This is a genomic window from Polynucleobacter sp. MWH-Adler-W8, assembly GCF_001889925.1.
In the GTDB taxonomy this organism is placed as follows: Bacteria; Pseudomonadota; Gammaproteobacteria; order Burkholderiales; family Burkholderiaceae; genus Polynucleobacter.
In genome coordinates this window covers 66,641-85,825 of the sequence record NZ_LZFI01000005.1, presented here as the reverse complement: position 1 = coordinate 85,825, position 19,185 = coordinate 66,641, and the positions used below count along the sequence as shown (strand labels likewise).

25 protein-coding genes are annotated in these 19,185 nt (G+C 44.3%); 19 read left to right on the top strand and 6 right to left on the bottom strand.

Annotated elements, in window-relative coordinates:
• Positions 1-17: 17 nt before the first annotated feature.
• From AOC28_RS07160 to AOC28_RS07145, 4 genes are read right to left on the bottom strand one after another with little or no spacing between them, the layout of a single operon-like run.
• Positions 18-197, bottom strand: a complete 180-nt coding sequence (locus AOC28_RS07160; protein ID WP_072583288.1) for a Trm112 family protein — start codon at positions 195-197, stop codon at positions 18-20.
• 60 nt (positions 198-257) lie between these two features.
• A complete protein-coding gene (gene lpxK / locus AOC28_RS07155) occupies positions 258-1,349 on the bottom strand; it encodes a tetraacyldisaccharide 4'-kinase (protein WP_072583287.1) in 1,092 nt (363 codons plus the stop codon).
• 26 nt (positions 1,350-1,375) lie between these two features.
• Entirely contained in the window at positions 1,376-1,852 is a 477-nt protein-coding gene (locus tag AOC28_RS07150) for a biopolymer transporter ExbD (RefSeq protein ID WP_083564262.1), read from the bottom strand.
• Complete coding sequence (locus AOC28_RS07145) at positions 1,849-2,490, bottom strand: MotA/TolQ/ExbB proton channel family protein (RefSeq protein ID WP_072583286.1); 642 nt, start codon at positions 2,488-2,490, stop codon at positions 1,849-1,851. Before AOC28_RS07145 ends, AOC28_RS07150 begins: the two co-directional genes overlap by 4 nt.
• Positions 2,491-2,803: 313 nt before the next feature.
• Here AOC28_RS07145 and xseA point away from each other — a divergent pair, with 313 nt between their 5' ends.
• Positions 2,804-4,018 (top strand): exodeoxyribonuclease VII large subunit, encoded by a 1,215-nt coding sequence (gene xseA / locus AOC28_RS07140; RefSeq protein WP_072583285.1) that lies wholly within the window; start codon positions 2,804-2,806, stop codon positions 4,016-4,018.
• Between the two features lie 24 nt (positions 4,019-4,042).
• Here xseA and murB read toward each other — a convergent pair whose 3' ends face one another.
• A complete protein-coding gene (gene murB / locus AOC28_RS07135) occupies positions 4,043-5,080 on the bottom strand; it encodes a UDP-N-acetylmuramate dehydrogenase (RefSeq protein WP_072583284.1) in 1,038 nt (345 codons plus the stop codon).
• Between the two features lie 126 nt (positions 5,081-5,206).
• Here murB and AOC28_RS07130 point away from each other — a divergent pair, with 126 nt between their 5' ends.
• From AOC28_RS07130 to AOC28_RS07070, 13 genes are all read left to right on the top strand, one after another.
• On the top strand, positions 5,207-5,692 hold the full coding sequence (locus AOC28_RS07130; RefSeq protein WP_072583283.1) for a YajQ family cyclic di-GMP-binding protein: 486 nt from the start codon (positions 5,207-5,209) through the stop codon (positions 5,690-5,692).
• 70 nt (positions 5,693-5,762) lie between these two features.
• Positions 5,763-6,062: a BrnT family toxin gene (locus AOC28_RS07125; RefSeq protein WP_072583282.1), complete on the top strand. Its 300-nt coding sequence runs from the start codon at positions 5,763-5,765 to the stop codon at positions 6,060-6,062.
• Positions 6,049-6,321, top strand: a complete 273-nt coding sequence (locus tag AOC28_RS07120) for a BrnA antitoxin family protein (protein ID WP_072583281.1) — start codon at positions 6,049-6,051, stop codon at positions 6,319-6,321. Before AOC28_RS07125 ends, AOC28_RS07120 begins: the two co-directional genes overlap by 14 nt.
• Before the next feature lie 38 nt (positions 6,322-6,359).
• Complete coding sequence (xerD, locus tag AOC28_RS07115) at positions 6,360-7,292, top strand: site-specific tyrosine recombinase XerD (RefSeq protein ID WP_072583280.1); 933 nt, start codon at positions 6,360-6,362, stop codon at positions 7,290-7,292.
• 42 nt (positions 7,293-7,334) lie between these two features.
• Complete coding sequence (gene plsY / locus AOC28_RS07110) at positions 7,335-7,967, top strand: glycerol-3-phosphate 1-O-acyltransferase PlsY (RefSeq protein WP_072583279.1); 633 nt, start codon at positions 7,335-7,337, stop codon at positions 7,965-7,967.
• A 44-nt stretch (positions 7,968-8,011) separates the two neighbouring features.
• On the top strand, positions 8,012-8,383 hold the full coding sequence (locus tag AOC28_RS07105; RefSeq protein ID WP_072583278.1) for an MAPEG family protein: 372 nt from the start codon (positions 8,012-8,014) through the stop codon (positions 8,381-8,383).
• Between the two features lie 51 nt (positions 8,384-8,434).
• Entirely contained in the window at positions 8,435-9,187 is a 753-nt protein-coding gene (locus tag AOC28_RS07100; RefSeq protein WP_083564261.1) for a GTP cyclohydrolase I, read from the top strand.
• A gap of 4 nt (positions 9,188-9,191) precedes the next feature.
• Positions 9,192-10,130 (top strand): hypothetical protein, encoded by a 939-nt coding sequence (locus AOC28_RS07095; protein ID WP_072583277.1) that lies wholly within the window; start codon positions 9,192-9,194, stop codon positions 10,128-10,130.
• Entirely contained in the window at positions 10,127-10,354 is a 228-nt protein-coding gene (locus AOC28_RS07090) for a hypothetical protein (RefSeq protein WP_072583276.1), read from the top strand. The genes AOC28_RS07095 and AOC28_RS07090 overlap by 4 nt, the downstream gene beginning before the upstream one ends.
• 226 nt (positions 10,355-10,580) lie before the next feature.
• Positions 10,581-10,889, top strand: coding sequence for a high-potential iron-sulfur protein (locus tag AOC28_RS07085; RefSeq protein WP_072583275.1), 309 nt, complete (start codon positions 10,581-10,583; stop codon positions 10,887-10,889).
• Between the two features lie 260 nt (positions 10,890-11,149).
• A complete protein-coding gene (locus AOC28_RS07080; RefSeq protein ID WP_072583274.1) occupies positions 11,150-11,632 on the top strand; it encodes a helix-turn-helix domain-containing protein in 483 nt (160 codons plus the stop codon).
• A gap of 220 nt (positions 11,633-11,852) precedes the next feature.
• On the top strand, positions 11,853-12,221 hold the full coding sequence (locus AOC28_RS11245; protein ID WP_143143904.1) for a PIN domain-containing protein: 369 nt from the start codon (positions 11,853-11,855) through the stop codon (positions 12,219-12,221).
• Between the two features lie 65 nt (positions 12,222-12,286).
• Complete coding sequence (locus AOC28_RS07070; protein ID WP_072583273.1) at positions 12,287-12,829, top strand: HPP family protein; 543 nt, start codon at positions 12,287-12,289, stop codon at positions 12,827-12,829.
• Positions 12,830-12,856: 27 nt separating this feature from the next.
• Here the strand turns inward: AOC28_RS07070 and AOC28_RS11385 are convergent, their stop codons facing one another.
• On the bottom strand, positions 12,857-13,006 hold the full coding sequence (locus AOC28_RS11385) for a hypothetical protein (RefSeq protein ID WP_158009043.1): 150 nt from the start codon (positions 13,004-13,006) through the stop codon (positions 12,857-12,859).
• A gap of 248 nt (positions 13,007-13,254) precedes the next feature.
• Between AOC28_RS11385 and AOC28_RS07065 the strand changes: the two genes are divergently transcribed.
• From AOC28_RS07065 to AOC28_RS07045, 5 genes are read left to right on the top strand one after another with little or no spacing between them, the layout of a single operon-like run.
• Positions 13,255-14,769: a mannose-1-phosphate guanylyltransferase/mannose-6-phosphate isomerase gene (locus AOC28_RS07065; RefSeq protein WP_072583272.1), complete on the top strand. Its 1,515-nt coding sequence runs from the start codon at positions 13,255-13,257 to the stop codon at positions 14,767-14,769.
• A gap of 32 nt (positions 14,770-14,801) precedes the next feature.
• A complete protein-coding gene (locus AOC28_RS07060; RefSeq protein ID WP_072583271.1) occupies positions 14,802-15,782 on the top strand; it encodes a GDP-mannose 4,6-dehydratase in 981 nt (326 codons plus the stop codon).
• Positions 15,783-15,809: 27 nt separating this feature from the next.
• On the top strand, positions 15,810-16,940 hold the full coding sequence (gene gmd / locus AOC28_RS07055; protein WP_072583270.1) for a GDP-mannose 4,6-dehydratase: 1,131 nt from the start codon (positions 15,810-15,812) through the stop codon (positions 16,938-16,940).
• A 28-nt stretch (positions 16,941-16,968) separates the two neighbouring features.
• Positions 16,969-17,949 (top strand): GDP-L-fucose synthase, encoded by a 981-nt coding sequence (locus AOC28_RS07050; protein ID WP_072583269.1) that lies wholly within the window; start codon positions 16,969-16,971, stop codon positions 17,947-17,949.
• A 13-nt stretch (positions 17,950-17,962) separates the two neighbouring features.
• On the top strand, positions 17,963-18,832 hold the full coding sequence (locus tag AOC28_RS07045; protein WP_143143903.1) for a DUF6492 family protein: 870 nt from the start codon (positions 17,963-17,965) through the stop codon (positions 18,830-18,832).
• Positions 18,833-19,185: the final 353 nt, after the last annotated feature.

Sequence of the window (19,185 nt, the reverse complement as noted above, 5' to 3'; positions counted from 1 at the left end):
GATTGAGCAGTCAATGCTTAAGCGATTTCATCAGCGCTAAGGCTGCGTGCTTCTTCAACCAGCATTACCGGCACATCATCCCGAATCGGGTAAGCCAAGCGATCGGCTTTGCAAATGAGCTCATGTTTCTCGGCGTTTAAATGCAATTGGCTTTTGCACAAAGGGCAAACCAAAATATTGAGCAGTCGTTTATCCATGATTTCTTTAATGGTGATCTAAATAGGGGATGACACAGTGTAGTGCTATGTAAGCTAAACCTACAAGGTGTAGCGATAAGGACTGGGTCTTTGCAGGATAGATTGCAGCCATTCAGCCAGGCTATCCGGGAGGGCGAGAGTCATGGGTACCACCCAAATACGTTCATCTGTAATTGCCGCGCATTTCACAGCATCCTTTTCGGTAATGAGGATGCATTGCGCATTGATCTTCTCAAAGAACTCGGGGGTATACGTCGCATGATCCGGCAAAGGAATCGATTTAGCGGCAATTCCTTGTTTGAGGAGATCATCAAAAAAGCGTTGTGGATTGCCCAAGGCGGCAACAGCGGCAATTTTATTTGGTAAATAACTATCTGCAATTTGAGCAAGCGTCTGCGTATTTGCTGAATTAATCAATTGATAGGCATTTCCCAAATTACCCAAGAGCGAGAATGCGCGACGCCCTAAATAGTATTCATCTTGGGGGCCAAGCTTAGATTCAAGACCTTTTGTTTTTCCAGTAAAGAGTGTGGCATCACGCTCGCGTGTGGCGGGTTCACGCAAAGGGCCTGCAGGTAGCAAAAAGCGATTACCTTCACCTCGTCCATCACGAACCACGAATTCGATATCGCGACCGCCTTCGCGAGAAGGCCAGCGCGCTAAACCACTGTGCTGCAAGCCATCATCGCTAATGATGACGTTGACATTGGGTGAATGCCTGAGCAAAGCACTAATACTTTTTAGGCGCTTTGGAAAAACCCAAATCGGAAATTGATCATGTGTGCGTTTTGCAATCAAGACGGGCTCGTCACCAACTAGGGTTGGATCAGAGTCGCTGTGTACTTGTAGGGGTGCTGTTTGAGAAGAAGCGCCATAGCCTCGACTAATAATTCCAGGCCTCCAACCAAGGTGACTAAGGCGTTCAGCTAGAGCAATCACGATAGGTGTCTTGCCAGTGCCGCCTACACGAATATTGCCCACAATAATCACTGGTACTGGAGCAGGCTTTTGTTTTACTAAGCCCGTATCCAGAATTAATTTACGAACGCGTATCACCAAGCCATAAAGCCAAGAGAGCGGCCATAGCAGTAAGCTCGTGGGACCACGTCTTTCCCAAAACTTGGGAGCTTTACGGAAAAAAGAAAAGGACATGAAAAATATTTTTCTTAGTTCTGAAGTTATTTTTTGGTTTGGCTGTTAACTTGGCTGCTAAATACAATATTTGAGAGATTGGCATCACGTGCCGACTCCAGTGCGCTCATCACAGCTTGGTGAGGCGCTTTGGCATCGGCATCAATATTCACTTGCAGAGAGCTGGCGGCTTCCTTCTGGCTGCTTTGTCCATTTAGCTGAGTTAATGAATTGCTGAGTTGTGATCGATCTATCACTTTGCCATTCACTGCGAAGCGGCCATCGCGACTCACTGCAATATGAATTTGCTTTACCTCTGTTTGGCTCTCATTGCCATTAGCAGTAGGTAAAGTAATGGCTAACTCTTGATAACGTGTGAAGGTTGTGGAGATCATCAAAAAGATTAAGACTACCAACAACACATCAATAAATGGAATCAGATTGATTTCTGGCTCTACAGGTGTAGCACTACCCCCAAGAGAAAATCTTCTCTTAGCTCGCGGGTGCGTTTCTAACCAACTCATTTTGCGGAATCGGCTGGATAGAGTTTTTTAAACAGTTGACGAGTAAATTCTTCGCATTCACGTTGACGTTGATTTGCCATTGCACGTAAACCGCGCCAAGCAGCAAGAGCGGGAATAGCAATCAATAGTCCAAATGCCGTGTTGTACAAGGCAACTGATATGCCGTGGGCTAATTGTTGTGGGCTACCAGCAGCGCTATTGATCGCGCCTTGGCTGCCAAAGATTTCAATCATGCCCACTACAGTGCCAAATAAGCCTAATAGCGGAGCGACTGTGGCGATCGTGGCAAGTGCGCCTAAGTAGCGGTCCAACTTTAGCCAAGTGCTTTGTGCGGTCACTTGCAACTCCTCCAGCGCAGCATCAGCATTACTGCCGGATAATTTCTCTTTCAGTGCGCAGGCCAATAAAGGGCTTGCAGGGGAAAGCTTGGCTAATTCCGTAATCTGCTGCTCAGAAATGCTGGTTTTGCTTCCAACCAACTGATTTGCAAGAGAAAAAACGCTTTCTAGGCAATTTTTGGGGAATATGTGCGTTTGACGCAGATACCAGCAACGCTCTAAGGCGATTGCTAAGCCCAATATGGAAATGATGAGGAGGGGCCAAATAGGCCAGCCAGCGGATAGTAAGATGGAGTACATAAGCTCAGTACTTTAGCTGAATTAAAAAGCCTGTTTCGGAAACCTAGCCTGTGGATAACTCTGTGCAAAACTTTTTTGAGTTTGCTCTGTAAGTCCTTGATAGATGGTTCGCGTGGTTTTGTATTGGTTCAAATGGAATTTATTGGGCTGATTAATTCTTTTATAAATCAATGGCTTGCATTTTAGATGTGGGATTTATGAGACGTTTTGGGTCAGTAATTACTTACTTATAAGCATGAAACCTAAAGTGAATCTGTATCTGTGGATATTTATTGGCGCCTAAGCCAGATGGTTGTGAGATTAAAGAGAAAAAATGTCGGAAATATCAAGGGAAATTCTGAGTGTTGGCGATCTAAACCGCGCCATTGCTGCCTCTTTAGAGGACCGTTTCGATGCGGTCTGGGTGAGCGGGGAGATTTCTAACTTCAAGGCTTATGACAGCGGGCATTGGTATTTCTCGTTAAAAGACGCGGAAGGTCAGATCCGTTGCGTCATGTTCCGTGGTCGCAACGGCCAGGTTGGGTTCATGCCGCAATCGGGGGATTTGGTAGAAGTCAGCGCCAGCCTAGGCATGTATGTCCCTCGTGGGGATATTCAGCTCACGATTCAGACTTTGCGACGCGCTGGAATGGGCGGTCTATATGAAGCCTTCTTAAAGTTGAAGGCCAAACTCGCCAAAGAAGGCTTGTTTGATGATGAGCGCAAACGCGAGATACCAACGCATCCGCGATCAATCGGCATCATCACATCACCGCAAGCAGCAGCACTCAAAGATGTGCTGAGTACTTTAGCGAGAAGAGCGCCGCATATTCCGATTGTGATTTATCCAACCTTGGTTCAAGGCCCTGATGCACCCGCCGGAATGATTGCCGCACTTAAAGCTGCCGAAAAAGAAAAAGCAGTAGATGTGATTTTGTTAGTACGCGGTGGAGGCAGCATTGAAGATCTCTGGGCATTTAATGATGAACAACTGGCTTATGCGATTGCAGACTCATCAATACCAGTAGTGAGTGGTGTTGGACATGAAACCGATTTCACTATTGCGGATTTTGTTGCAGACTTACGGGCCCCAACGCCAACTGGCGCTGCTGAGTTAGCGGCACCACGCCGAGATCAAATGCTGCAAGAGCTTGATGCCATCATGCAGGCACTGCTCCAACGGATTAACCAACGAGTTGAGCGCGAGGCGCAAACCCTAGATCAACTAGCACTTCGCTTGAGTCATGCCTTGCCTAATCCAGATCGGATGAGGGAGCAAATTCAAGGGTGGCAGCAACGTCTGAACCAGGCCTGGTCTGTGCGCATGGAAAATTGGAAGCGCAATCAATCACACTATCAATCCCAGCTGGAGATGCTCAATCCCCAGCGCACGTTAGAGCGTGGTTATGCAGTGATACTGAGTAAAAACAAAGAAGCGTTGTGTGCGGTGCGCAAACCAGAAGAATTAGTCACTGATCAAGAATATGAAATACAGGTTGCTGAAGGTAGTGTGACTGTGGAGTTAGCTAAAGTAGCTATTGTGAAATAGGAGATATTTCACTTGCCCAGAGGGCTAGAGGATATTGGGCTCTATCTGCAAGCTAACACCAAATTTATCGTGCACTTTATCGCGAATACACTTTGCTAGGCCTAGGATTTCTTGAGCCGTGCCACCACCATGATTGACCAGCACCAGCGCTTGGTTTTCATAAACGCCGACTGAGCCCATACGCTGTCCCTTAAAGCCACATTGATCAATGAGCCATCCAGCCGCTAGCTTGCGTTTGCCTGGTGCGTCGGGATATGAGACTAGGTCAGCATGAGTTTTGAGCAGGGTTTCATATTGTTCATTCGGAACAATGGGATTCTGAAAGAAGCTGCCGGCATTGCCAATCACTTTTGGGTCAGGCAATTTATGTGTGCGGATCTTACAAACTGCTAAGAAAATTTCTTCTGCAGTGGGATTGGAGTTTTCAGCAAATTGTTTTGCTAGATCTGCGTAATGAATACGAGCCTGCCAATTTTTAGGAATACTAAAAACAACCTTTGTCACAATAAAGCGCTGGGGATTTTGCTTGAAGTAGCTATCGCGATAAGCAAAGTGGCAGGCCTCTTTTGCGAGGGTGACAAAGGCATGATCTTTCGTATCAAAGGCTTCGATACGATCGATGTAATCGCCGATCTCAACACCGTAAGCCCCAATGTTTTGAATTGGTGCTGCTCCAACGGTTCCGGGGATGAGTGCTAAGTTTTCTAAACCGGGTAAATCATTCTCTAGGGTCCAAGCAACAAGTTCATGCCAATTCACACCACCACCCACAGCTAAAAGACTGGCATCCGCATCGCTGGAAATAATTTCTTGTCCGGCAATATTCATGAGAAGGGTAGCCCCCGGTAACTTGGCCGGGAGAATGACATTGCTGCCACCACCTAAAACCCGCCAGGCTAATTTTTGTTCAGCAATATCTGCAAGGACTCTCGGAATTTGCTCGGCAGAAGTAATTTCATATGCCAATTCTGCGCTGGACTCAAAGCCAAAGGTGTTGCGCCGCTTCAAGCCCAGATTTGGGATTGAATTTGCTACTTGGGGCGCATTTTGAGCACGGTTCATGCCACAATCTTATTCGTAAAAGAATCTAGCGAATATTTTTTAGGTGCAAAACTTGTAAAAGTCTCCAAAATATCTAGAAAATATGAAGATTGCTTGAATATTTACCAAAAAATATAGGGAGTAAAAATGCCAACATTTGACGTAGTTTGTGAGCCGGACATGATTGAACTCAAAAATGCTGTTGAGCAATCTAATAAAGAAATTACCAATCGTTTTGACTTTAAGGGCTCCGATAGCCGTGTAGAGCAAAAAGATGAAACTTTAATCTTGTTTGGCGATGACGACTTTAAATTAGGCCAAGTGCGTGATGTGTTGATTAGCAAAATGGCTAAGCGCAATGTGGACGTGCGTTATCTCAAAGATGACAAAACAGAAACTATTGGCAGTGATAAGCGCAAGCAGACTATGAAGATCCAAAAGGGTATTACTTCAGACCTGGCTAAAAAGGTAGTCCGCATCATCAAAGACAGCAAGCTCAAAGTACAAGCCAGTATTCAGGGTGATGCAGTACGTGTCACTGGTGCTAAGCGTGATGACCTGCAAGAAACTATGGCTCTGCTCAAAAAAGAAGTTACCGAAGCGCCATTAGGCTTTAATAATTTCCGTGACTAATGTGATGTTTGAGGGGGTATAAGAGACCCCTTGCTTTATAGGTGCATGTATATTATGATAATATACATGCATGATAGATTTTCACCGAATTACTGGGTTCCAGTGGGATGCTGGAAACGCTTACAAGAGCGAAGAGAAGCATGGTGTAACTCAAGGAGAGGCAGAAGAAATTTTCTTTAATCAGCCCCTATTGGTTTCTGGTGATGAGAAGCATAGCGAAGATGAGCAACGTTATTTGGCTCTTGGTGTTACCTCGATTGGTGAATTTTTGTCCGTAGTTTTTACCTTGCGAAAGAGTGGCACTTTAATTAGGGTGGTTTCCGCAAGGCCAATGAGTAAGAAAGAGAGGGCATTCTATGAAAAAGCCTAGCAAAACAATTCCTAAATTCAAGAGTGAAAAAGAAGAGCGCGCCTTCTGGGAGAAGAGTGATTCTTCAGAATATTTTGATTTGTCAAGGGCTGTAAGAGTCACAATGCCAAATCTGAAGCCAACAACCACTTCAATATCGCTCCGCTTATCCCAGAGTATTTTGGAGAATATTAAGTTGCAAGCGAATAAGCTTGATGTGCCATATCAATCTTTGATGAAGATATGGCTTGCAGAAAAACTGGAAGAGGTTGCTAAGTAGTTATTGATATTTGGCTGCCTAGAGCCATGCAATCTTAAATGCCAATCTCTAAAAACATCCAAAATCAGATAGCCCCAGCAAGTCAAGAAGCCATTGAGCGCTTCTGCGATGCTTGCTGGCTAGAAGACGGTCTAGCTCAAAATAGCCTGTCCGCATACCGCAGAGACTTATTGTTATTGGCCCAGTGGCTCTATAAAGACTCTGGAGCTGATCTGTACGGAGTGACAGAAAAAGATCTCACAGCCTATATTGCGCATCGACGTGCTGATAAAGCTACTACTGCTAATCGGCGCTTAACGGTTTTCAAGCGCTTCTATCGTCATGCACTCCGCATTAATTTGGTCAAGAGCGATCCTTGTATTGGATTACGTGCTGCTAAACAAGCGCTCCGTTTTCCGAAGACGTTAAGCGAAGATCAAGTCACTGCTTTACTTAATGCTCCCGATATTGAAACGCCATTAGGTCTGCGTGATCGCACCATGCTGGAGTTGATGTATGCCAGTGGCTTGCGTGTTTCAGAAATCGTTTCTTTAAAGACTGTTGCCCTTGGTTTAAATGAGGGTGTCGTGCGCGTAGTCAATGGCAAGGGCGGCAAAGAGCGCTTAGTGCCCTTTGGCGGTGAAGCAGGGCAGTGGTTACGATGCTATTTATCAGAAGCCCGCACTCCTTTGTTGGAAGGTAAAACGACTGATGCGGTTTTTGTGGGTCGCCATACTGGTACAGGCTTAACCCGTCAGGCATTCTGGGCTTTGATTAAGCGCTACGCAACTGTGGCTAATATTCCGGTGGCGCTATCACCCCATACCCTGCGCCATGCATTTGCCACCCATTTACTGAATCATGGTGCTGATTTAAGGGTGGTGCAGCTGCTTTTAGGGCACGCAGACATTTCCACTACCCAGATCTATACCCATGTGGCCAGGGAGAGACTTAAATCCATCCATCAACAGCATCATCCTCGGGGCTCTTAGGCTTCCGACTTACTTCCCTCTACAAGTGTTTAAGATAGCGGTATGGACCTTACCTTAGATCTCTTGCTTATCCCGATTGCCTATTTAATAGGCTCTATTTCTTTTGCAGTAGTGGTTAGCAAATGCATGCGCTTGCCGGATCCTCACTCTTATGGTTCGGGCAATCCTGGGGCAACCAATGTGCTGCGCACTGGCAATAAATTAGCCGCAGTGCTAACTCTGATCGGCGATGCTCTAAAGGGCTACTTTGCCGTCATGCTGGCTCGAGTTTTACTTGGAGATGAATCCCTCACCTCCACCATGAGCTCCTGGCTCTTATGCGGTGTAGTCATCGCGGTGTTCTTGGGTCATCTTTTCCCGATATTCCACGGCTTTAAGGGTGGCAAAGGTGTGGCAACCGCTTGCGGTATTTTGTTTGGTATTAACTGGATCTTGGGATTAGCCACACTGAGTACTTGGATTATTGTCGCTGCGTTCATGCGTTACTCATCTCTAGCAGCTTTAGCTGCTGCGATATTTGGTCCAATCTATTTTGTTTTCTTATTCGGCTTTCAGCCGATGGGCATTGCATTACTGATCGTTTGCCTATTACTTATTTGGCGTCATCGTAGCAATATACAAAATTTGCTCAATGGCACTGAGAGCCGCATTGGTAGTAAGAAAAGTCCAAAATAAGCACTCCTACTTCTCGCAAATAATTTCACTTTAATAAGGCCATCATGACTATTGCTTATGCGTGCATTCTCTTTATGGGGCTACTTCCCTATGTTGCTGCCGGTATCGCCAAAAAAGGCTTTGAAGGCTATGACAACGGTATGCCAAGACAATGGCTTGCTAAACAAACTGGTTTTAGGGCGCGCGCCAATGCGGCTCAAGCCAATATATTTGAGTCGCTCCCTTTTTTCTTTGCCGCTGTCATCATTGCATCCGTAGCTCATGCCCCACAAGACAGAATTGATCTGCTAGCAATGGGCTTTGTGCTTGCGCGCATTGCGTATCTGGTTTGCTACATCGCTGACTGGCCAACGACTCGTTCCACAGTTTGGTTATTTGGCATGATTTGCGTAGTTGCGTTGTTCTTCCAGATTTAAATACAAAAAATACAAAACTTATTCTTAAAATATTCGAGACAAAAACTTTATATGCCCATTAAAAAAACACCAGCCAAAAAAGTGGCTAGTAAAGCTGTGACGAAAAAAGTAAACAGCAAAGAAGATGCTGGCACTCCTTTATCAGTAGTCATTCGTCGTCGTATTGAGGCTCAAAAAGCACGCTTTCATGCGAATGACAATATTTCTGCGTTTATTAAGCCAGGTGAGTTAGAGGGTTTGGTAGATGAGGTTGCAGAGAAGATGCAGGCCGTTCTAGAGAGTCTCGTGATTGATACTGAGAATGATCACAATACTCAAAATACCAGTCGTCGCGTAGCAAAGATGTATGTTCAAGAGGTCTTTAATGGCCGCTATGTAGATCAGCCAACTTTAACGAAGTTTCCGAATGTGAGCCGTTTAAATGAGCTCATGATTATTGGGCCTATTACCGTTCGCAGCGCCTGCTCACACCATTTATGCCCCATCATGGGCCGCATTTGGATTGGTGTATTGCCAAGCAAAGACTCTGCATTGATTGGTCTTTCTAAGTATTCACGCTTAACTGAGTGGGTAATGTGTCGTCCACAGATTCAGGAAGAGGCGGTAGTAGAGCTAGCTGACATGCTCGAGAAAAAGATTAAACCGATTGGCGTTGCTGTCGTGATGGATGCTGATCACTTCTGTATGCAATGGCGTGGGGTTAAAGATCGTGACTCTAAGATGATCAACAGCGTCATGCGTGGCGCTTTCTTGAAGGACTCTAATTTGCGTCGTGAGTTCTTGGCCCTGATTGACCGTAAATAGGCCAATGAAAAAACTCCTCATTCTGTTAATCGTCTCGCTTGTGGGCTGTACATTTGGCCCTCAGCGACAGGATTATCAAGCGGCCATGAATGAAGGGGTGGAATCACCGTTCTTTTATATTCCGGCGCTAAATCAAAAAGATTATGAGGATCGCACTTGGATTCTTTTGGCGGAATCTCAGTCTAAGGTCTGGTTTTATGACCCCTACACCTTAAGCGAGGATGAAGAGGGTATTGTTACTTTTGATGCATTCTTTTCCCCTAGAGAGAAAAATACTCTAGCGCCGTATAACGCTACTATCGTCGGCCCTTATCGCCAGAAGATTGATTGCTTTGCCAATTACCAGTGGTCAGAAACTCTCTACACCCAAAATATCGTTTCCAAGGCGCCTCTAGTGGGCGACACCAAGCCAGTCAATGGTTCTGGCTGGGTTAAGATTGCCCCAAGAACCGCTATGGCCTATATGCGTTCCCGAGTATGTGGCAGAAAATTTATTGATGATCAGAACATCAATTACTTTTTGTATCAAGATAGCTCATTGCCAGCCCCCGTTGCCAAGAAAGCCCCAGTTGAAGTCTTTGATGAAAAGCTTAATAAGCAGATAGCACCTCCTAAGGAAGATGCAGTTGTTGAATCAACCGATGCGAAACCACCAGTTTTCTATGAAGTCATTAATAATGAAGTCACTATTGTTGATGTCAAGAAAGATATCCGCCAATTGAGGTTGAGCTCTTACTTCTTAAATAAAGATTTTCCTAAGCAAGCGGATTATGTATTTACGGCAAATTGCCAAAGCAATACTTATGCCCTGACCGCTCAGGGGAAAAGTGAAAAGTCTGGCGGGGCAGTTGGTGCAAAAGATTCTTTAGCGGCGGTGGCATTTAATCGTGCCTGCGGAGATCATGGCAATTACATGAAGTTAGCCAGCAAGGGAAGTAGATGACAAAAGCATTATTCAGGGCAACACAAGCTTTCTGGATCATCTCCATGCTGGGGATGCTTATCGCTTGCTCCAGTTTCCCTTCTGAAAATGAGGATCCTGCAAAGAATAATAAAGCGACTTATAACAAGGACCTCAGGGACTGCCAAGAAGACTACCCAGAAGCGGGCTCAGGTGTGCATATCAGGCAATGGATCAATTGCATGAATTTGAAGGGCTGGAAATAGCTTCTCTTCGAAGTAACTTGTTTCTTTTTGGGTGTTGAAATAAGTCTTATCTTTCCCGGCAATCTTGCATTGCAATATTTGAGAATAATTCTCATCTATATCTCCATATAAATCATGGACTTACATGCTAGCTGGATAGATTAATTCTTCTCCACTATGATCACCTTTAGTTTTTAGGGTGCATTGTCATTGCACAACATTCGCTGTTTTATTTTTTGGAGAATCCATGAAAAATAGTCGTCGCCAATTTATGATTTTGTCTGCTGCTGGTGCTTGTACATTGGCTTTGAACGGTAAAGTTCAAGCTCAAGCTATGGTTGCAGAAACTGATCCACAAGCTGCTGCATTGGGCTATAAGGCTGATGCCTCCAAGGTAGATAAAGCAAAGTACGCTAAGTACGCTGCTGGACAGCAGTGCAGCAGCTGCGCCTTGTTCCAGGGTAAAGCTGATGCAGCTGCTGGCGGTTGTGCCTTATTTGCGGGCAAGCAAGTTTCAGCCAAGGGCTGGTGCTCTGCTTACGCTAAGAAGGCTTAATTCAAAGCTCTCAAAGCCAATCGGTATTCCGATGAATAAAAATGACCGCTTAGGCGGTCATTTTTATTGCCAAAAAGGACCTTATTTAAGGGGCGCTATCGTACAAGGGTAGTCCCGGCTTGTTTCTTGTAGCCATATTGAAAAACTATGCTTTAAGTACAGTTATTTCATTTGTTTCACTTATTAAATTAGTTGCATTACACTAAGTGCAGATCTTCAAAGAAAGATTGCAACTAGATATCCTCACGTATGGAGTAAAAATGTCTGCAACATTGGATAGAAATATTGAAGAGCCAATATTGAATGATTCAGAGTCTGAGCTTGTGCGCTCTGCTACAAGATGCATGATGATGGCGCTTGATCACTCAAAAGCAAATAAGATTGCATTGCTTACTGAAAAAGAAACTTCTATCGGAGTGGATACCCCCATTTTGGAGCTACCGCCAAAAGTGTTGCGCTTAATAGCAAATGTGCTTGGCTCTATGGCAGAGAAAAAGCCTATCTTTTTAGTGCCTCAAGGCCACTTGTTAACCACCGTTGAGGCTGCTCAAATCTTAAATGTTTCTAGACCATTTCTGACCAAGCTTTTAAAGGATAAGAAAATCAGATTCACTATGGTGGGATCTCATAGAAGGGTGGCGTATGAGGATTTATTGGAATACAAATCTAAGATGAGGTTTGAGCGAGAGGTTGCCATGCAAGAAATGGCTGATCAAGCTCAAGAATTAAACTTAGGCTACTAAATCGATGGCGGGTACGGCAAGATACACGGCAATACTGGATGCAAATGTCATGTATCCAGTCAATGTGTTCGATATCCTTGCGCAGTTTTGTATTGAGGGTTTATTCACTGTAAAATGGTCTCAAGATATAGATGAAGAATGAACTCGAAACCTTCTTCTCGATAGAGTTGATTTAACGCCAGAGCAGGTTCTTAAGAGGTGCAATAGACAGAGGGTAGCTATTCCCGACTGGGAAGTAGAAAAAGAAAAGTATCAATCTTTAATTGAGGCCCTTGATCTACCTGACATGGATGACAGACATGTTTTAGCTGCTGCAATTGCTGGGCATGCTGATAGCATTGTTACCTTTAATGTCAAAGATTTTCCAAGTCACGTATTGGATCAATACAATATTGAAGCAATTCATCCTGATGACTTTATTTGCCATCAATTGGATCTCATTCCCTATCAAGCGTTAACGGCAATTAAGCATATACGCTTAAGATTAAAAAATCCCCCATACTCTGCGCAAGAATTGCTCGATAGTTATGGGAGGTCAGGACTAGTATCGACAGTGGCAAAGCTAAAAGAAGCAATAGAGCTCATTTAAGTGCTCAAGAGTGTAGAAATGCAGTATTTAATGAATTACAGAATTAAAAGGGTGAATGTAAAGAAATGAAAAATACCGTTCGGAATCTGGCGAGGCGCTATTTCTTTTATTTGGGTGGCGATCAACCGCTGGTTACCTGGCATGAGCGTTTCCGTTCAGCCATCGGGGCTTTTATAGGGCTGATGTTAGTTATTACTATCGCTATGTACCTTAGAGAGCTTAGTGGTATCGATGAATGGTTGATGGCTTCATTGGGGGCAAGCGCTTTATTGGTTTTCGTTCTGCCTGGCAGTCCAATGGCTCAGCCTTGGGCTGTTATCGCTGGCAATACTCTTTCAGCCTTGGTTGGGGTGAGTTGTGCAATCCTGTTTTCAAGCCCTTTATTGGCCCTACCAATGGCTGCTGCACTGTCAATAATGGGAATGTTTATGCTGCGCTGCTTGCATCCACCAGCAGCGGCAGTGGCTTTAATTGCGGTTTTGGGGGGCATAACGCACTACCGCTATGCCTTTTTCCCGGTGATGGTGGATTCAGCGTTATTAATACTGGTTGGGGCGGTCTTCAGTAATTTGACCGGTAAACCTTACCCCAATAGGCCGCCTAAATAACAGGCAGCTCTAACTCAAGACAAGTCTTTATTTGCTGATTCTGCTGGCTGCGATTGAGGCTTTGCAGTCCTGAATAGCGTAGTTTTGGTATTTGCCAGCATTTTCTTTGCGAATGGATTGACCGCATTCAGTCAAAGAGTTGCGTAAGTTGATTTTCGGGATATTGCCTGTTGTCATGATTGACTCCGTAATAAGTGGTTTTCATTGTGAATTTAAGCCCCAAGGACCCTCATTAAGATCTAGGCTTTGGGCTTAATAGCGCTATCTTGCGCTGGTGATAATTCTAGTGAGTTTTTTGGGTTCAGGGGTAATCATGGGTTAAATGAAGTTAAATCCATTGTTAACCCCTAGTTTCATGAAAATAGCTGCTTAAAACCTTTAAAATCACCGGATATTTACAAAAAGCATAAATGCTTTGCTAATTGATGAGCTTAACCAAACTGTCAGCTAATACCGTTATCCCAGTCATCCTTTGTGGTGGGTCTGGCACACGCCTGTGGCCGTTATCCCGCGCAGGATTTCCAAAGCAGTTTTTAGTGTTGTCTGGTGATGACTCTGGCAAGAGCTTATTTCAGCAGGCGGTAGAGCGTTTAAATACGCTCTCTAAGAATGATATTGGGCCCACATTAATTGTGACCAATGAAGAGCATCGTTTCTTGGTGCTTGATCAATTACGAGAAATGCCTAGCATTAAAGCAACTTTGCTTTTAGAGCCAGAGGGTCGTAATACGGCACCGGCATTAAGCTTGGCTGCTTTGTACGCTAGCGAGCAAAAAGATAGCAGTGGCAACCCTATTGATCCCATCTTGGTTATTACGCCAGCAGATCAAACCATCCAAAATGGTGCAGCTTTTACTAAAGCACTCAATGAATGTGTCGAAGTTGTCAAAGCGGATTCCAGTGCAAAGACAATTGCCATCCTAGGTATTACGGCAAGTGCCCCAGAAACGGGTTATGGCTACATCAAGAAAATGGGCCAACAAGGATCTCATGGTGAATACACCGTTGAGCAATTTGTAGAAAAGCCTGATGCCAAGACTGCGCAAAGTTATTTAGATAACGGCAATTACTTTTGGAATGGCGGCATGTTCGTCCTAAGGGCAAGTACTTGGCTTGCCGCATTAAAGGAATTCCGCAGCGATATATATGGTGCAACCGAAACTGCCTGGGTTGCACGTAAGATTGATCGCGCGGGTGATACGGAGTTTGTTCGTCCCGATAAAGACATCTTTAAAACAATCCCTAGTGAATCAATTGACTACGCCGTCATTGAAAAATGTCCTGGTAATGCGAGCAGTCAGTTCGGCATCAAGATGGTCGAACTCAATGCGGGTTGGAATGACTTAGGCGCTTGGGATGCAGTCTGGCAGGTAGGCAAAAAAGATGATCAAGGTAATGTTACCTCTGGCGATACCCTGCTGAGTGATGCTAGCAATTCTTTAGTACATGCTAGTAGCCGTCTTGTGAGCGCAGTCGGTGTTGATAACTTAGTCATTATTGAAACTGCCGATGCTGTTTTAGTTGCGCACCGCTCTAATAGCCAGGATGTGAAGCACATCGTTAATCAGCTAGAAAAACAAAAGCGTGAAGAGAAGAATCTTCACCGCAAGGTAGCAAGGCCCTGGGGTTGGTATGACAGTGTGGATGAGGGTGAGCGCTTTAAGGTGAAGCGCATTCAGGTAAAACCAGGCGCTAGCCTGTCATTGCAGATGCATCACCATCGTGCTGAGCACTGGATTGTGGTTAAGGGTGCTGCTGAAATCACCAATGGTGAAAAAGTCATTTTGCTCTCTGAGAATCAAAGTACCTATATACCGCAAGGTCAAACACATCGCTTGGCCAATCCAGGAAAAACTCTCTTGGAGATCATCGAGGTTCAGTCCGGTAGTTACTTGGGTGAAGACGATATTGTCCGCTTCGAAGATAACTACGGACGCTAAACAGCTCAGTCACCAAATCAGCCACTAAGTCAATGAATCAATCAATCAATTCAACCCAAACGGGTAAGCGCGTTGCACTCATTTGCGGTGTGAGCGGTCAGGATGGCAGTTATTTAGCCAAGCTACTGCTAGATAAAGGCTATGAGGTATTCGGTACTTCGCGCGATGCCCAAGGCTCATCTTTCGGTAACCTGAAAAAATTAGGCATAGCAGATCGCATTAAATATATTTCTATGGTGCCTGAGGACTTTCGTAGTGTTTTGATGGCGTTACGAAAGAGTAACCCTGATGAGATCTACTATCTTGCAGGCCAATCTTCAGTGGGCCTTTCATTTGAGCAGCCTGCAGAAACGATTCAGAGTATTACGATGGGCACCCTCAATATTCTGGAGGGTTGCCGCATGATGGATAAGAAGATTAAGATCTATCACGCTGGTTCAGGCGAATGCTTTGGTGATACCCAGGGTGAACCTGCAACTGAAAGTACGCCTTTTTACCCTATGAGTCCTTATGCAGTTGCTAAAGCCTCAGCATACTGGTTGGTAAATAATTACCGTGATGCGTATAGGCTATTTGCCTGCACGGGAATTTTATTCAATCACGAATCCCCATTGCGCCCAGAGCGTTTTGTAACGCAAAAAATTATTCACTCAGTTAAGCGTATTGCGCAGGGCAGTCAAGATAAGCTGAGTCTGGGCCGTTTGGATATTTCTAGGGATTGGGGCTGGGCTCCGGAATATGTAGAGGCAATGTGGCTCATGTTGCAACAAGATACGCCACAAGACTTTGTTATTGCTACTGGCACCACAATATCCCTTGAAGAGTTTGTGAAGGCGGCATTTGATCAAGCGGGCTTGAACTGGAAAGATCACGTGATCCAAGATCCTAACCTCTTCCGTCCAACAGACTTAGCCATTGGGCGCGCTGATCCAAGCAAGGCATTGAAAGAGCTGGGTTGGAAAGCGTCAACCCAAGGAATTAACATAGTTCAAAAAATGTATCAATCAATTTAATTAATAAAAACACTACTTCACAACACTATGAATACGAAATCAAAAGTTGCCCTTATTACTGGTATTACCGGACAAGACGGTTCTTACCTAGCTGAGTTTTTATTGGAAAAGGGGTATGTCGTTCATGGTATTAAACGCCGTGCATCATCATTCAATACTGATCGCATCGACCATCTCTACCAAGATCCTCATGTGAATCACCCAAACTTGATTTTGCATTATGGCGACTTAACTGATACCAGTAACTTAGTGCGCATCATTCAAGAGAGTCAGCCAGATGAGATCTATAACTTGGGCGCGCAATCTCACGTAGCGGTTTCTTTTGAGTCACCTGAGTACACGGCTGATGTCGATGCGATGGGACCATTGCGTATCTTGGAGGCTATTCGTATTTTAGGTTTGGAAAAGAAAACCCGTTTCTATCAGGCATCTACTTCTGAGCTCTATGGCTTGGTTCAAGAGATCCCACAAAAAGAGACTACACCTTTCTATCCAAGAAGCCCATATGCTGTTGCAAAGTTGTATGCCTATTGGATTACTGTGAACTATCGCGAAGGTTATGGCATGTATGCCTGTAACGGTATTTTGTTTAATCATGAGTCTAAGCGTCGTGGTGAGACTTTTGTGACTCGTAAAGTGACTCGTGGCTTGGCTAATATTGCTCAAGGTCTCGAGAAGTGCTTATTTATGGGCAATATTGATGCTCTACGTGACTGGGGTCATGCCAAAGATTACGTCCGTATGCAATGGTTGATGTTGCAACAAGACAAACCCGATGACTTTGTGATTGCTACCGGTGTTCAGTTCACCGTCCGTGAATTTATTACTCGTAGCGCTAAGCAGCTTGGTATTACTATGCGCTTCGAAGGCTCAGCAGAGAGCGAAAAAGGTATCGTTGCAGCCATCGAAGGCGACAAAGCACCGGCATTAAAAGTAGGTGATGTGATTGTGCAAATCGATCCACGCTACTACCGTCCTACAGAGGTTGAAACTCTGTTGGGTGATCCAATGAAGGCTAAAGAGAAATTGGGCTGGGTTCCTGAAATCACTCTAGATGAAATGATTGTGGAGATGGTGGCTAATGATTTGGATCAAGCCAAACAACATGCTTTATTACAGAAACATGGCTACTCAGTAGCAGTTGGTAAAGAAAATTAATAGAAGCTGTTTGTAGGAGATTTAAGGTATGACTCTAGAGCGCAATCCAAAAATTTATGTAGCCGGACATCGCGGTATGGTGGGGTCTGCCATCGTGCGTGATTTACAGGCTAAAGGATTGACAAATATTGTTACTTGCACTCATGCGGAGCTTGATCTCACTAATCAAGCTGCGGTTGCTGAGTTCTTTGCTGCTGAGAAGCCTGATCAGGTGTATTTGGCTGCCGCAAAAGTAGGTGGTATTTATGCCAACAATACTTTTCCTGCAGAGTTCATTTATGACAACTTGATGGTGCAGAACAATGTGATCCATCAAGCATTTGTAAATGGCGTGAAAAAGCTCTTGTTTTTGGGTTCCAGCTGTATTTATCCAAAATTAGCACCTCAACCTATGAATGAGGATGCTTTGTTAATGGGCAAGTTAGAGCCTACTAATGAGCCTTATGCCATTGCCAAAATTGCTGGTATCAAAATGTGTGAAAGTTATAACCGCCAGTATGGCGAGTCACATGGAGTGGATTACCGCTCTGTGATGCCAACTAATCTTTATGGGCCTGGCGATAATTACCATCCTGAAAATAGTCATGTGATCCCTGCGCTGATTAGAAGGTTTCATGAGGCTAAAGTAGGTAATACGCCTGAAGTGTTGATTTGGGGAACTGGCACGCCTAAGCGCGAGTTCTTATACGTTGACGATATGGCTGCTGCATCAGTATTTGTCATGAACTTGGATAAGCCTACTTATGATCAGCATACCGATCCAATGCAAAGTCATATTAATGTGGGTTTTGGTAGCGATATCTCTATTGCTGAGTTGGCAAATGCTGTAAGTCAGGCAGTTGGCTATCAAGGCAAGATTGGTTTTGATGTCAGTAAGCCTGATGGCACTCCTCGTAAGTGGATGGATTCTTCAAGATTAAATGGTTTAGGTTGGACTCCAAAAGTTCAGTTAACCGAAGGTCTAAAACAGGCTTATGCAGAATTTTTGCTGGGACATAGGGATGCCTGAGGTGTCTTCGGTGATGCCCCCTTTAGTTCCAGTAATCGATGAGGTAATTTCTGTCTGCTCAATTAAGGATATTGATGTTTGGACGGTTGCAGCAAAGCACATTGTGCAATTTATCTCAGCCAAGCAATACACCGTCATTGTTCCGGATGCTCAAGTGCAGATGTTTGCCGCCGTTACTAAGGCGCCATATCAAGTTAAGCCAGAATCACTCTTTATTGGCAATCTCAAAGAAAAAATAGCTCAGACCTTAACGCCAGAGAATCAAGATCGGGTAGGTTGGTATCTGCAACAGTTTGTAAAGATTTCTGCTGTGCTGACTCATGACGATCGGGATGCGGTCCTCATTTGGGATGCAGATACCGTGCCCTTGAAGAAGCTCGAGTTTATTAATTCGAGTGGGCGGTTTATTTATTACAAGGGAGGTGAGTATCGTAAGTCTTATTTCGACTTTATCGAACGTGCCTTAGGTCTAAAGCGCACGCAAAACTTTTCCTTTATAGCTCAGAGCCTAATTCTGAAAGTCAGTTGGGCTCGTGAATTAACAAATGCATTGGCGCAAAGTGCTCAACTACATTGGGTAGAAGCAGTCTTATCATTTTTGGATAAAACTGAACCCGCAGGCTTTGCTGAATTTGAAACCCTGGGCACCTGGATATGGAATCATCATCACGACGAAATACTCATTAGCGAGCGTCCTTGGTATCGTAATGGCTTAAGTTTGGTTGGAAATCCCCTTGTCATATCTCAGTGGATATGGACTGGACTTGCCAAATATTACGACTTCATTAGTTTTGAAGCCTGGGATCTAAAAGGGGGTATTCGAAATAGGATTCGTCGGGCATATCGAAGAGTAAAACTGGGTCTAGAAGGTAAGTTCATCTGAGAATATTTTGACTGTTGACTATTTTTATTGAGCGCTCTCCGAGTGCCTCATCAGAACTACTTCTTATAAATACCTTACTACTCTTGTGTAAAACCAGTTTTAAGAATAATGATTCTCATACAACCCTCAATAATGAGTTTAAATTTTTATGAATACTGTAAATGTAGTCGCCTTAGGATGGTGTCGATCTTTGGCAGATGGCTTCTGTAATTCGACATTAATTTTGTTAAATAAAAGAGTGTATGGATAGCCAAATTTCTAAATCATATCCGCAGCAGAGTATGCAAAAAATCCCACATTGGATTATTGTGATGATGTGTGTTTTATTTGCCCTTTTGTATGGTGTCTGGATA

Bases quoted from the DNA above. Each gene is read 5' to 3' on its own strand.
- AOC28_RS07160 (WP_072583288.1), bottom strand. From the start codon at position 197: ATGGATAAACGACTGCTCAATATTTTGGTTTGCCCTTTGTGCAAAAGC.
- lpxK (WP_072583287.1), bottom strand. From the start codon at position 1,349: ATGTCCTTTTCTTTTTTCCGTAAAGCTCCCAAGTTTTGGGAAAGACGT.
- AOC28_RS07150 (WP_083564262.1), bottom strand. From the start codon at position 1,852: ATGAGTTGGTTAGAAACGCACCCGCGAGCTAAGAGAAGATTTTCTCTT.
- AOC28_RS07145 (WP_072583286.1), bottom strand. From the start codon at position 2,490: ATGTACTCCATCTTACTATCCGCTGGCTGGCCTATTTGGCCCCTCCTC.
- xseA (WP_072583285.1), top strand. From the start codon at position 2,804: ATGTCGGAAATATCAAGGGAAATTCTGAGTGTTGGCGATCTAAACCGC.
- murB (WP_072583284.1), bottom strand. From the start codon at position 5,080: ATGAACCGTGCTCAAAATGCGCCCCAAGTAGCAAATTCAATCCCAAAT.
- AOC28_RS07130 (WP_072583283.1), top strand. From the start codon at position 5,207: ATGCCAACATTTGACGTAGTTTGTGAGCCGGACATGATTGAACTCAAA.
- AOC28_RS07125 (WP_072583282.1), top strand. From the start codon at position 5,763: ATGATAGATTTTCACCGAATTACTGGGTTCCAGTGGGATGCTGGAAAC.
- AOC28_RS07120 (WP_072583281.1), top strand. From the start codon at position 6,049: ATGAAAAAGCCTAGCAAAACAATTCCTAAATTCAAGAGTGAAAAAGAA.
- xerD (WP_072583280.1), top strand. From the start codon at position 6,360: ATGCCAATCTCTAAAAACATCCAAAATCAGATAGCCCCAGCAAGTCAA.
- plsY (WP_072583279.1), top strand. From the start codon at position 7,335: ATGGACCTTACCTTAGATCTCTTGCTTATCCCGATTGCCTATTTAATA.
- AOC28_RS07105 (WP_072583278.1), top strand. From the start codon at position 8,012: ATGACTATTGCTTATGCGTGCATTCTCTTTATGGGGCTACTTCCCTAT.
- AOC28_RS07100 (WP_083564261.1), top strand. From the start codon at position 8,435: ATGCCCATTAAAAAAACACCAGCCAAAAAAGTGGCTAGTAAAGCTGTG.
- AOC28_RS07095 (WP_072583277.1), top strand. From the start codon at position 9,192: ATGAAAAAACTCCTCATTCTGTTAATCGTCTCGCTTGTGGGCTGTACA.
- AOC28_RS07090 (WP_072583276.1), top strand. From the start codon at position 10,127: ATGACAAAAGCATTATTCAGGGCAACACAAGCTTTCTGGATCATCTCC.
- AOC28_RS07085 (WP_072583275.1), top strand. From the start codon at position 10,581: ATGAAAAATAGTCGTCGCCAATTTATGATTTTGTCTGCTGCTGGTGCT.
- AOC28_RS07080 (WP_072583274.1), top strand. From the start codon at position 11,150: ATGTCTGCAACATTGGATAGAAATATTGAAGAGCCAATATTGAATGAT.
- AOC28_RS07070 (WP_072583273.1), top strand. From the start codon at position 12,287: ATGAAAAATACCGTTCGGAATCTGGCGAGGCGCTATTTCTTTTATTTG.
- AOC28_RS11385 (WP_158009043.1), bottom strand. From the start codon at position 13,006: ATGACAACAGGCAATATCCCGAAAATCAACTTACGCAACTCTTTGACT.
- AOC28_RS07065 (WP_072583272.1), top strand. From the start codon at position 13,255: ATGAGCTTAACCAAACTGTCAGCTAATACCGTTATCCCAGTCATCCTT.
- AOC28_RS07060 (WP_072583271.1), top strand. From the start codon at position 14,802: ATGAATCAATCAATCAATTCAACCCAAACGGGTAAGCGCGTTGCACTC.
- gmd (WP_072583270.1), top strand. From the start codon at position 15,810: ATGAATACGAAATCAAAAGTTGCCCTTATTACTGGTATTACCGGACAA.
- AOC28_RS07050 (WP_072583269.1), top strand. From the start codon at position 16,969: ATGACTCTAGAGCGCAATCCAAAAATTTATGTAGCCGGACATCGCGGT.
- AOC28_RS07045 (WP_143143903.1), top strand. From the start codon at position 17,963: ATGCCCCCTTTAGTTCCAGTAATCGATGAGGTAATTTCTGTCTGCTCA.